Consider the following 12,682-nt stretch of genomic DNA (forward strand, 5'->3'; position numbering starts at 1 on the left):
CCGGCCCGTCGCACGGCCTTCCGGAGTGGCCGTCTGACGTACCGTGACCGCGATCGACCCACCCGGCCGAGCGGCCGAACGCACAGTCTGGACCCTCCTCCGTGACCCTGCACGACGTCCTCGTCCCACTGGCCGGCCTCCTGGTCCTCACCGTCCCGGGACTGGTCGTCGCCCTGCTGGCCGGCCTGCGCCCCGGCACCTCCGTGGCCGTCGCCCCGGTGCTGACCTACGGCCTGGTCACGGCGACGGCGACCGCGGCCTCCTACGTCCCGCTCCCCTGGGAACCGTGGACGCTGGTGCTGGTCACCGTGGTGGCCGGTGCGGTGGTCGTCGGGGTGCGCGCCCTGACCCGACGGGACGTGCCGCTGCGTCGCCGCGTCGCGATCGTGCGCCCCTCGCGCCCGGGCTGGCGGGACTGGGTCGTCGTCGGCGGCGTGCTCGCGGGCGGGGTCCTGGCGGCGGCCGTGTTCCGCGCCGGCTTCGGCCGGCTGGACGCGCTCAACCAGGACTGGGACTACGTCTACCACGCGAACGCGCTCCGGCTGATCGCCGATTCCGGCGACGTCGCGCCGTCGGCCATGGCGCGGATCAACGACTGGGAGACGACGGACTTCTACTACCCGAACACCTACCACGCGCTGGGCGCGACGATCCGCGACCTCACCGGCGCCTCGGTGTTCGAGGTGCTCAACAGCCAGACCATGCTGGTGTGCCTGGTGGCCGGCATGGGCCTGGCCGGGCTGCTGCACCGATTCGGGGCGCCGCTGGCCGTCACGGCCGTGACCCCCGTGCTGCTCGCCGGCTTCACCTCCTTCCCCTACGACGTGCTGTGGCGCGGCCCGCTGCTCCCCTACGCCGTCGGGGTGGCCCTGATCCCGGCCTTCGTGCTGCTGCTGGACGCGGTGCTCTCCGACCGCAGGGTGGCGACGACCCTGCTCGTGGGGCTGGCCGGCGCCGGCCTGCTGGGCCTGCACCCGAGCACCGCACTGTCCGCGGCGCTGTTCGTCGTCGTCTACCTCGTGGCCCGCTGGTGGGCCGCGCCCGCCGCCCTCCGCGGCGACCTGCTCGTCCTGGTGGGCGGCGGTGCGGCGGCACTGCTGCTCGCCGTCCCGGCCGTCCTCGGTGCCGTCGCCACGAACGAGCGCGCGGTCGACATCGACTGGCCGGCGGTGGAGAGCCCCGGCCAGGCCGTCGGTGACCTGCTCTTCCTCAACCACTCGGCGGCGGCACCGCAGTACTGGCTGGCGGCCCTGGTCGTCGTCGGCCTCCTGACGATCACCCGGGCGCGCTGGCTGTGGGCCTGGGCCGGTGGGGCGGCCATCGGCTTCGCGCTGTTCGTGGCCTCGGCGGCGGCCGACACCCCGCTCGTCGCCGACCTCACCCGCCCGTGGTGGAACGACCGGTGGCGGTTCGCGGCGCTGGCCGTCCTCGGCATGGCGCCCCTGGCCGCCCACGGCCTCCACGTCCTCGCCGGCGGCGCCCACCGGGTGCTGCAGCGGATCCCCGGCGCCGGCAGGGTCACGGTGTCCCCGCGGGCGGTCGGCGCGGGCCTCGTCGTCGCCGTCCTGCTGCTGGTCGTCCTGGCCTCCAACGGGCTGTACGCGGCCCGCAACGAGGAGCGCGTCGCCCTCAACCACCAGAACGACCACACGCTCGACGCCGCCGAGATCGACGCCATGCAGTGGCTGGCCGACCACTCGACCGGCGGGACCGTCATGAACGACCCGAACGACGGGTCGGCCTACCTCTCGGCCGAGGCGGGCCTGCACCCGCTGTTCGGGCACGTCGTGAACCCGGCGTTCATCTCGCGGGAGATGGGCCCGACCCAGCAGCTCCTGCTCGAGCGCTTCAACTGCCTGGACTCCGACCCGGAGGTCCGCGAGGCGATCGAGGACCTCGACATCCGCTACGTCTTCCTCGGCAACGGCTTCATCCGCGACTGGATGACCCGGCTGCCGGGCCTGCGGGGCATCGACGCGTCGCCGTCCCTGGACCTGGTGCACCGGGCGCCCGGCGTCCGCGTGTTCGAGGTCGACCTGACCGACGCACCGACCCAGCCGGTGGCCGCGTGCGAGGCGCCGTCCGCGGACGGCGACGGCCAGACCGGCTGACGACCGCACCGACGACGGCGGGCCCGCACCCCCCGGGGAGTGCGGGCCCGCCGTCGTGTGGGGGTCAGGCCGCCGGGACGCGCGGCTGCCGGCCGGGCTCGCCGAGGCAGAGGCGGACCAGGCCGAAGCGCGAGCTCACCTCGTGGGCGACCAGCACGCCGACGGCGACCACCGCGGTGACCAGCACCATGCGGACCGGCGTGGTGCCCAGCACCAGCAGCCCGACCGCCTGCACGACCGCGGCGACGGAGACGATGCCGATCAGCCGCCGGTCGCCGCGCGCGAGGGTGACCATGATGTGGACGTACACCAGCGCGAGCAGGGTCATGACGCCCGCGAGCGGGCCGGCCAGCGCGTAGGCGTCGGCGTAGGCCTCGCCGAAGACGCCGACCACCAGCGACGACGGCGCGAGCACGATGGCCAGCACGACGGCGCCGCCGGTGGCCACGGTGGCCGCCATGGTGAGCAGCGCGGGGCTGCGCACGCTCTGGCCGGCCTCCAGCCGCGCGGCGACCTTGGGCAGCAGCATGAGCGCCAGCGCCGACGGGCCGTAGAGCGCGATCTTGCCCAGCAGCGCGGCGGAGGCGTACAGGCCGGCCTCGGTGGGCTCGAGGGTCACCTTCGCGACGAGCAGGTCGAGGTTGGTCAGCGAGGCGAACGCCGCGAGCGCGACCAGCGCGGGGCGCACGTTGAGCCGGACCCGCTGCGTCCGCGCGACCGCCCGCCCGCCGGTGCGCCCGAGCGCCATGACCAGGCCGACCACGGTGGCCAACACCAGCGCGCCCAGCGCGCCGACGACGCCGGCGACGGCGGCCAGCGGGACGAGCAGGACCGCGCGCAGGATGCCCAGGGGGCCGGCCAGGATGGCGCCGACCCGGCCGAAGTGCTCGCGGCCCTGGTGGATGCCCTGGCTGACCTGCAGGCCGAGGCCGAGCACGATCCACAGCGCGCCGGTCAGCCAGACGGCGATCGAGTCCAGCTCGAGGACGGCCACGGCCGCGGGCGCGGCGGCGACCAGGACGACGAACAGCCCGGCCTGCACCAGCGCCATGCGACGGGTGACGAAGCGGATGAGGCCCTGCGCCTCGTCGGGCAGGCCGCGGGCGGTGAGCGCGGCGATCTCGCGGGCCATCGCCGCCTGCACGCCGGTGGCCGGCATGAGCGCGATCGTCGCCAGGCCGGTCATCGCGCTGACCTCGGCGAACTCCGCGGGCGTCAGCGCCCGGGCGGCGAGCACGTAGTACAGGTAGTTGCCCAGGTGCCCGGCCACCGAGCACACCAGGAGCAGGAGACCGGAGCGGGCGGCCGGCGAGGCCAGCAGGCTCCCGACCAGGCCGCGCCGGCCCGAGGGAGCGGCCGGGGTCCCGGTGTCGACGGGGGAACCGCTCACGACTGACAGCACGGCATGTCGCGCCCTTCCTCTCCGGGGGCTTCGTCGTCCCGCGGGACGACCGGTTCGGGCCGGGGACACGACCGCCCGCGCCACGCCCTCCCGGACGGGTCACGACGCGCGTCGGAGAGCCCTCGCACTGTAACCCCGGTGCGAGGGCCTCCGCCGTGCCACGCGGTCAGCTGACGGTGACCTCGGCGACGCCGTTGCGCTCGACGATCCAGCCGCGGGCGAAGTCCACGCGCCTGCCGCCGTCCCAGGTGTAGACGTCGCCCCGCGGGTCGCCCAGGGGTCCGGCCGCACCGCCGGCCTGGACGTAGGCGGCGAGGATGGCGTCGGTGGTGCGCAGCGACCCCGTGGTGGCCGACCAGTAGACGGTGCCCTGGGCGAACCGCTGGGACGCGCCGGTCCCGGCCGGGACCTCGTTGCCCAGCGGGGCGCCGAGGGGGCCGCTCAGCCCGCCGCCGGCCTCCCACGCCGCGCCGATGGCCCCGCGCACCGGGTGGGCACCGCCGGCCGCGGTCCACCAGATCGCACCGGACCGGAAGCGCTGCCCCGCGCCCGTCCCCGACGCCGACTCGGCGCCGGTGGGGAACCCGAGCGGGCCGGCCGGTCCCCCGGCCTCGGCGTAGGCCTGGCCGACCGCCCCGCGCACCGGCTGGGCGCCGGTCGCGGCGGACCAGTGGAGCGTGCCGTTGGCGAAGCGCTGGGAGGCGCCGCCCGCGACCGGCGTCTCGTCGTCCACTGGGGCGCCGAGCGGGCCGGTGGGACCACCGCCGGCCTCCCACGTCGTGCCGATCGCGCCGCGCACCGGGTGCGCGCCGCCGGCCGCGGTCCACCAGATGCCGCCGGACTGGAACCGCTGCGCCCGGACCGATCCCGACGTGGTCTCCGCGGCCGCCGGGAAGCCGAGCGGTCCGGTGGGGCCGCCGGCGACCTCGTAGGCCTGCGCGATCTCCCCGCGGACGGCCAGCGAGCCGGTGGTGGCCGACCAGTGGACGGTGCCGTTGGCGAACCGCTGGGACGCGCCGGCGCCGGCCGCGGTCTCGTCGCCGAGGGGCGCACCGAGCGGACCGGTCAGCCCGCCGGTCGCCTCCCAGGCGCTGCCGATGCCACCGCGGACGGCGTGCGCGCCGCCGGCGGAGGTCCACCAGATGCCGCCGGACTGGAAGCGCTGCTCCCGGCCCGGGCCCGCCGGCCGCTCCGCGGAGACCGGGAAGCCCAGGGGGCCGGCCGGACCGCGGGCGTCCTCGTAGGCGCGGGCCAGGTCACCGAGCACCACCTGCGGGCCGGTCGCCGCGGACCAGTAGACGTTGCCGTGGGTGAAGCGCTGCGCGGCACCGTTCCCGGCCGCGGTCTCGTCGCCGACGGGGGCGCCGAGTGGACCGGTGAGCCCCCCGGCCGCCTCCCACCCGGTGGCGATGCCGCCGCGCACCGGGTGCGCGCCGCCGGCCGCGGTCCACCAGATCGCACCGGACCGGAACCGCTGCACCGTCGCCGGGCCGGAGGCCGCCTCGGCGGCCACCGGCATGCCCAGCGGGCCGTCGGGGCCGCGCGCGTCGGCGTAGGCCCGCTCGATGTCGCCGCGGACGAGCTGGGTGCCGGTCGCGGCCGACCAGTAGAGCGTGCCGCCGGCGAAGCGCTGGCCCGCACCGGAGCCGGCCGCCGCCTCCTCGCCGACCGGGGCGCCGACGGGGCCGGTCAGGCCGCCGGTGGCCTCCCACCCGGTGTAGAGGGCGCCGCGCACGGCACGGGTGCCGCCGTCCGCGGTCCAGTACACGAGGCCGCGCTGGAACCGCTGCACCTGGGCGGTGCCGACGGTGGTCTCCTCGCCGGTGGGCAGGCCGAGGGACCCGCCCTCGCCGCCGAGGGCCCGGTACCGGGCGAGCACCCCGCCGCGGACCTGCACGGTCCCGGAGGACAGCGCGTACAGCGAGCCGTTCTGGAAGTCCTGCGCGGCGCCGGCGCCGCCGGCCAGCGTGCGGGCGTCGGAGACGGGCAGGCCGAGGACGCCGGCCGCTCCCCCGCGGTCGTTCCAGCCGGCCATGAGCGCACCGGCGACGGGGTGCCCGCCGGTCGTCGCGCTCCAGTGGACGACGCCGCGCTGGAAGGGCTGGAACACCCCGCCGGCGACCGGGCCGGCCGCCTCCGCGCCGGTCGGGTAGCCGAGCGTCCCGGTCTCCCCGCCGGTCCGCTTCCAGGTGTCCAGCACCGCGCCTCGGACCGGCTGGGCGCCGGTGGCGTCGGTGTAGGCCATGACGCCGCCCTGGAACCACTGCAGGACACCCGACCGGTCGGGCGCGGGGTTCTCCGGCGTCGTCGGGTAGCGGAGCGGTCCGGTCACGCCGCCGCCGGAGGCCCAGATGGCCCTGATCGCCCCGCGGAGGGGCGCCGCGCCGGTGGCGTCGCTGTAGTAGATGGTGCCGCCCTGGAACTCCTGGAGGGTCCCGACGCCGTCGCCGACCGGCTTCTCGTCGGTGGTGGGGAACCCGAGGACGCCGTTGTCGCGGCCCTCGCGGTCCCACGCCGCCCGGATGCCGCCGCGCACCGGCAGCGCGCCGGTGCCGGCCGTCCAGTAGACGCCGCCGCCCTGGAACAGCTGGTAGGCCCCGGCGCCGTCGCCCGTGGCCGCCTCGGCGCTGACCGGGTAGCCGAGCGGCCCGTTCTCCCGGCCGCGCGCGGCCCACGCGTCGTAGACCGCGCCCTTCAGCGCGTGGGCGCCGGTCGCCGGCGTCCAGTAGATCGCCCCGCGGGCGAAGATCTGGTAGCAGCCACCGCCGGCCAGTCCGCACCCCACGCCGGTGGCAGGGGCGCCCAGGACGTTGGGTCCGGTCCGGTAGTAGGCGTCGGAGATCGCCGCGGCGCCCGGCTCGTGCGTCGAGCCGAACCAGTCGGTGTAGTAGCTGAAGAAGTTCCGGTTGCCGTAGGCCGAGCAGCCGTCGCCCTCGCCGTAGCCGGCCCGCAGCGCGGCCGCGTTCGGCTGGTAGGGCGTGTACGTGTACAGGCCCGCCGTGGCCTGGTTGTAGATGAACACCGACGAACTGCCGCAGGCCCGGTTCGGGTTGTACAGGATGGTGTTCCACCGGCCCGGGAAGTAGTTCCGCGGACTGGCCGCGTACTCCTTGAACCGGTGGGCGGCGCTGTAGACCTGGTTGAAGAAGCCGTAGTACCGGCTGTCGCAGGCCGCGGTGTCCGGGCAGGCGTAGCCGGTCGCCTTCTGGTACCTCGTCGCGTTCGGCGACGTGGCGGTGACCAGCCCCTGCTCCTTCTGCAGCAGCACCAGCAGCACGCGCGGGTTGATCCCGCAGGCCTGGCCGACCTTGGAGACGATCGCGGCGGCGGACTCCCCCGCCTGGCCGTCGTAGAAGGCGCAGTAGGCGTCGGCGGCGCGGTCGGGCGTGTCCTGCCGGTACACCCGCAGGCACGGGCTGCCGTCCGAGCCCGTCCTGCAGGAGGTGCCCTTCTGGTCGAGGAAGGTCTGCACGTCCCAGGTGGGCATCGACCAGCCGTCGAAGAAGATCGCGTCGCTGATGATGTCGCCGGCCTGGAACTGCGAGAGGTCGGCCGCCTCCTCGAGGCCGTCGTCAGCCGGCAGGGAGGCGACCAGCAGGAAGCCCAGGGTGGCGAGGATGCCCGCCAGGGTGATCAGGCGAGTACCGCGACGCCTCATGGCACGACCACCTCGACGTCGGGGCTGGAGCCGGAGGAGCTGTCCGACCGGTAGTCCAGGCGGGCGGTCCAGGTGCCCGGAGCGAGCCGGTCGGCCGGCACGGACAGCAGGGCACAGGAGGTGGACTGGGCGTCGGCGAACGCCTCGCCCTCGACGCTGACGTCGGACCGCCCGGCGCGGCTGAGCACGAGCGTGCAGCGGCCGCCGTCCTCGACCAGGCCGGGGACGTAGCCGGACGCCTCGACGGCACCGCTGCCGGGCTCGACGGAGGCGAAGGAGACGACGACCTCCAGGTCGTCCCCGGGCTCCAGCTCGACCGGCGCGTCGGTGGCGACGTCGGTCGGCTCGGGACGGTCGGTCGTGGACGGGCCGGGCGTGGAGGCGGTCTCCGTCGCGGCGCCCGAGGAGGCGGGCGCGCTGCTCGAGGAGGCCGCGGTGGTGCCCGACCCCGCCGCAGGCTCGCCGGAGCCCGAGCAGGCGGCCAGCGGGCCGACCAGCAGGGCGGCCGAGACGGCCCACGCCGTCCGGCGCACGCGGGAACGGGAAGCGCTCATCGGTAGGTCACCGCCGTCCGGCCGGTGCCCGCGGTCCACGTGATGGTGCCGCCCTGGAACCGCTGCTGGGCGCCGGTGGCGGTCGCCGTCTCGTCCCCCGTGGGGAGACCCAGGCGGCCGTCGGCACCCCCCGCACCCAGGTAGGCCGCGCCGATCCCGCCCCGCACGACGTGCGCGCCGTCGGCGGCCGACCAGTACACCGAGCCGCCCTGGAAGGTCTGCACCCGCCCGGCGCCGCCGGCGCCGGTGGCCGTGGCCTCCGACGTGGGCAGGCCCAGGACGCCGGTCACGCCACCGGCCGCCCGGTGCGCCGTGGCGATGTCGCCGCGCAGCACGTGCGCGCCCGTCGCGGCCGACCAGTGGATCTCGCCGTTCTGGAAAGTCTGCACCGCGGCGCTGCCGTTGGCGGTGCTGCGCTCCCCCGCCGTCGGGAAGCCGAGCGGGCCGCCGGCCGCGCCCGACGCCGTGTAGAGGGCCCCGATCGCGCCGCGGACGACCTGCGCGCCGTCGGCGGCGGTCCAGTAGACCGAGCCGCCCTGGAAGGTCTGCACCCGGCCGGTGCCGCCGGCCCCGGTCGCGGTCGCCTCGGCGGTCGGCAGCCCGAGGGGCCCGGTGACGCCGCCGGCAGCAGCGTGGGCGGTGGCGATGTCCCCGCGGACGATGCGCGCGCCCGTGCCGGCCGACCAGTAGATCGCGCCGTTCTCGAACTGCTGCACCCGCCCGGACCGGTTCTCCGTGTCGGTCTCGGTCCGTGTCGGGTAGCCCAGCGGACCCGTCGTGCCGCCCGAGGCCAGCCAGGTCGTGCGCACCGCCCCGCCCACGCGGACCGCGCCGGTGGTGCCGCTCCAGTACACCGAGCCGCGCTCGAACTCCTGGACCGCGCCGCGCCCGTCGCCGGCGGGCTTCTCCGCGCTGGTCGGGTAGCCGGCGGGGCCCGCCTCGCCGCCCTCGGCCGCCCAGGTCGCCCGGATGCCGCCGCGGACGGGGAACGCGCCGTTGGCCGCCGAGTAGTAGACGGCGCCGGAGGCGAACTCCTGCACCCGCCCGGAGCCGTCGGCCCCCGCGGTCTCGTTGCCGGCGGGGTACCCGAGGGCACTGCTGCCGCCGCCGAGGGCCGCCCAGGCCGCCCGGATGCCGCCGTAGAGCAGCGCGCCGTACTTCGCGGGCGTCCAGTAGACGTCGCCGCGCTGGAAGTGCTGCAGCGAGCCGGCCCCGCCGGGGAGCGCCTCCTCCGCGGCCGTCGGGTAGCCGAGCAGGCCCGTCTCCCGTCCGGCCGCCTCGTAGGTGGCCCGCACGCCCCCGCGCACGACGACGGGACCGGTGGCCGGGGACCACATCACGGTCCCGCCCTCGAACACCGACACCGCGCCGACGCCGTCCCGGGCCAGGGCCTCCGACGCGACCGGGTAGCCCAGCACGCCGGTCGGGCCGCCGAGGGAGTTCCAGAAGGTGCGGATGCCGCCCTTGACGACCTGGCCGTCGGTGGTCGGCGTCCAGTACACGGCGCCGCGCTGGAACTCGGCGACGACGCCGCGGCCGTCGGCCAGCGCCCGCTCCTCCACGGTCGGTGCGCCCAGGGCGGTCGGCCCGCCGGAGCGCAGGTAGGCGCCCAGCACACCCCCGCGGACCAGCTTCACGCCCGTGGCCGGGGAGAAGTACAGCGAGCCGCCCTGGTACGGCTGCCAGGTGACGCCGGCGGCCACCTGCTCGGGACCGGTCTTGGCGCCGAGCTGGGCCCGCAGCGCGGCGTCGGAGTCGTAGCGCTGGGTGATCTCGGGGGTGACGGAGTTGGCCATCACCCACGCGACCCGGTCGCGGATCTCGGCCAGCCGGCCGTAGCCGTACTGGCCCGGGCAGGAGGTGCTGCCGACGTCGCGGTGCCCGAAGATCGTCGGCAGGGTGACCCGCGTGCCCGCCGCGTACCGGGCGGTGCCGCCACCGCCGGAGGTCAGCACGGTCGTGCCGTAGGGGTTGACCGCGTAGAGGGAGAACTTCCAGGCGATGATCTGGACGACGGCCTCGATCGTCGCCTGGGGGACCCCGGTGACGTCGTAGTTGCCGAGCATCGAGACGCCGAAGGTGCCGGTGTTGAACCCTCCGGCGTGCGCGCCGACGACGGTGGTCGACAGCCCGCCCTTGCGGCCCTCCCACAGCCGGCCGAACTTGTCGGCGATGACGTTGTAGCCGATGTCGCCCCAGCCGCGGTTGACCGTGTGGTAGCGGTAGATCGACCGCATGATGTCGGGCACCTGGGCGGCCGTGTAGCCGTTCGCGTCGGCCGTGTGGTGCAGCGTCGCGCCCTTGATCGTCGGCGCGTACTCCGGCGCCCAGCCGCTGATCGTCTCGTCGGCGCCCCACTGCGCGCGGGAGTACACCGGTGGCATCGCCATGGCGGCGTCCGCGGTGTCCTGGATGTCGGGGGTGCCGAGGTTCGTGTCGGCGTCGCTGTCGCCCGGGTCGACGAGGGTGAGCTGCACGTCGGTGGGCGCGGCACCCGAGCGGGTCACGAGCTCGGCCTCGACGCCGGTGCTCGGCCCGGTCCACAGCGGCGCCGTCCCGCCCCGGACCTCGGTGGGGACGTCGGTGCCCGGCTCCTGGTCGGCGTCCTCGGTGGCGATCTCGGTCCAGGCGCCCCAGTCGCCGTCGCCGTCCTGCACGCGCACCTGCACCCGCACGTCGGTGACCGCGGGGTCGAACGCCCAGGTGACGCCGACCAGGGAGAAGGGGTCGACGTCGGTCTCGGTGACGGTGAGGACCGGCGCGGTGTCCGGGACGCCCGCGACCGGGTCGGTGGTGCCCTCCTGGACCTCGGCGTCGGGCGCCGGGTCCTCGACCGAGCCCAGCTCCACCTCGACCGAGTCGGTCTCCACCGGCACGGCCTCGGGTGAGGGCGCGGCGTAGACGGGGAGCACGGTGATGGTCGCGAGGGACGCGACGAACGCGAGCGAACCCACGGCGAGACGGCGCAAGGGACTGGTCCTCCGGGTCACCAGGACGCGGACGCCCCGCAGGCGCCCGGCTCTCCTCCGAGGAGGATCGGCCGTCGGGCCGGGGATCTTGAGTCTCCGACACGGGATCGTGCCCGTGGATCCGTCACAGCCGTCCCACCGGGCGCACCAGCCGCCTGCGGGGCGGACCGGTCGGTCACGGGGGCCGGCGGCGGTCGTCGGCCTCCTCCCCTCCGCCGTGGCGGGTGTGACCCGTGGGGCGGTCGTGGTCGTGCGCGACCAGACGGGCGGCCGGTGCCAGACGGGCACCCGCGACGCCGGGACGGAGCGTTCCCCCGTGTCGCGTGCCCCCCGGGCGCTCCGCGCGCCCCTAACCTCGGTCCCGTGAGCCGAGACCGCAACGAGCACGGTGGAGCCGCGGGACGTCCGATCCCGGCGCGGCTCGACCCGCGCGCCGGCCGTCCCTCCCGAGGCCGCGGCCAGGGCCCGGCCGGTGACGACGCCGGGTCGCGCGCCGACCGCGGGACCGCCGCGCCGCACCGCCGCACCGGCCGCGCCGCCGTCGTCGCCCGCGGCGTCGCCGCCGTCCTGTCGGTGGTCCTGCTCGGCGCGAGCGGCTGGGGCTGGTACCTCGGGCGCGTCGCGGAGGCGACGGTGAACCGCACCGACGCCATCCCGACCGCCGGCAACTCCGACGCCGGGGGCGCCGCCGAGGCGATGAACCTGCTGCTGGTCGGCAACGACAGCCGCGCCGACCTCACCGACGCGCAGCTCGCCGAGCTCAACGCCGGCACCGACTCCGGCATCAACACCGACACGATGATCCTGGTCCACGTGCCCGCCGACGGGTCGCGCGCCTCGTTCGTCTCCTTCCCGCGTGACTCCTACGTGGAGATCCCGGGCCACGGGATGGACAAGCTCAACGCCGCCTACGCCTACGGCTACGGCGAGGTCGACGACGCCGCGACCGAGGCCGACAAGCAGGCCGGCGGCGCGCAGCTGCTCATCCAGACGCTGAGCCAGCTGACCGGCCTGCGCATCGACCACTACGCCGAGGTCGACCTGCTCGGCTTCTTCAACCTGACCAGCGTCGTGGGCGGCGTCGACGTCAACCTCTGCTACGCCGTCGACGACTCCGAGTACTCCGGCGCGGTCTTCCCCGCGGGCCCGCAGACGATCTCCGGCGCCGACGCGCTGAAGTTCGTCCGCCAGCGGCACGGCGTCCGCCCCGACGGCACCGCGGCCCTCCCCCGCGGCGACCTCGACCGCATCGTCCGCCAGCAGGTCTTCATCGGCGGCGTGCTGCGCAAGATGCTCTCCGACGACGTGCTCCTCGACCTCGGCAAGCAGCGGCAGCTGATCCAGGCGGCGTCGGAGTCACTCACCATCGACCAGGACCTCGACCTGCTCGACCTGGCCCAGCAGATGCAGTCGGTGACCGCCGGCAACATCGAGTTCCAGACCATCCCCATCGTCGGCGACGACCGCGACGAGGAGGGCCGCTCGATCCTGCGGCTGGCCGACGAGGACACGCTGCACGAGTTCTTCGCCGACCTCTCCGCCGAGCCCGAGGCCCCGGCGTCCGAGGCTCCCGCGCCCCCGGCCACGGTGGCGCCGTCGGAGGTGTCGGTCGACGTCTTCAACGGCTCGGGCATCTCCGGCCTGGCCGCCGAGGCCGCCGGCGAGCTGGAGGCCGCGGGCTTCACGGTGGGCAGCACCGGCAACGCCGACAGCTCCGACTACTCGACGACGACCATCCGGTACGCCGCGGGCGACGAGGCGCTGGCCGCCACCCTGGCCGCGCAGATCCCCGGCTCGGTCTCCGAGGTCTCCGGCGACGCCACCTCCGGCACCGTCCAGCTGGTCCTCGGCGAGGACTTCAACGGCATCGGGCAGCCCACCTCGCCGCCCGCCGACACCGGCGGCAGCGCCGCGCCGGTCGAGGAGCCCCGGACGGCGGCCGACACCAGCTGCATCAACTGAGGAAGGACCCTCCTGCCCCCCGCCGC

6 protein-coding genes are annotated in these 12,682 nt (G+C 76.0%); 2 read left to right on the plus strand and 4 right to left on the minus strand.

The window, feature by feature from the left end; all coding sequences use genetic code 11:
- Positions 1-101 precede the first annotated feature (101 nt).
- A complete protein-coding gene (locus tag FN207_RS00105; protein WP_142456393.1) occupies positions 102-2,111 on the plus strand; it encodes a DUF6541 family protein in 2,010 nt (669 codons plus the stop codon).
- Positions 2,112-2,175: 64 nt separating this feature from the next.
- Here FN207_RS00105 and FN207_RS00110 read toward each other — a convergent pair whose 3' ends face one another.
- From FN207_RS00110 to FN207_RS00125, 4 genes are all read right to left on the minus strand, one after another.
- On the minus strand, positions 2,176-3,501 hold the full coding sequence (locus FN207_RS00110) for a lipopolysaccharide biosynthesis protein (protein ID WP_142456394.1): 1,326 nt from the start codon (positions 3,499-3,501) through the stop codon (positions 2,176-2,178).
- A 178-nt stretch (positions 3,502-3,679) separates the two neighbouring features.
- The gene (locus tag FN207_RS00115) at positions 3,680-7,171 is read right to left on the minus strand and encodes a hypothetical protein (RefSeq protein ID WP_142456395.1); all 3,492 of its coding nucleotides are present in this window, start codon (positions 7,169-7,171) and stop codon (positions 3,680-3,682) included.
- A complete protein-coding gene (locus FN207_RS00120; RefSeq protein WP_142456396.1) occupies positions 7,168-7,725 on the minus strand; it encodes a hypothetical protein in 558 nt (185 codons plus the stop codon). The genes FN207_RS00115 and FN207_RS00120 overlap by 4 nt, the downstream gene beginning before the upstream one ends.
- On the minus strand, positions 7,722-10,679 hold the full coding sequence (locus tag FN207_RS00125) for an N-acetylmuramoyl-L-alanine amidase (protein WP_246065646.1): 2,958 nt from the start codon (positions 10,677-10,679) through the stop codon (positions 7,722-7,724). Before FN207_RS00125 ends, FN207_RS00120 begins: the two co-directional genes overlap by 4 nt.
- 378 nt (positions 10,680-11,057) lie before the next feature.
- On the opposite strand from FN207_RS00125, the gene FN207_RS00130 reads away from it, so the two are divergent.
- A complete protein-coding gene (locus FN207_RS00130) occupies positions 11,058-12,656 on the plus strand; it encodes an LCP family protein (RefSeq protein WP_142456397.1) in 1,599 nt (532 codons plus the stop codon).
- Positions 12,657-12,682: the final 26 nt, after the last annotated feature.

Source organism: Geodermatophilus aquaeductus (assembly GCF_900182545.1).
Lineage (GTDB): Bacteria > Actinomycetota > Actinomycetes > Mycobacteriales > Geodermatophilaceae > Geodermatophilus > Geodermatophilus aquaeductus.

Excerpts from the sequence above, each read along its gene's own strand:
- FN207_RS00115 (WP_142456395.1), bottom strand. The coding sequence starts at position 7,171 with ATGAGGCGTCGCGGTACTCGCCTGATCACCCTGGCGGGCATCCTCGCC.
- FN207_RS00120 (WP_142456396.1), bottom strand. The coding sequence starts at position 7,725 with ATGAGCGCTTCCCGTTCCCGCGTGCGCCGGACGGCGTGGGCCGTCTCG.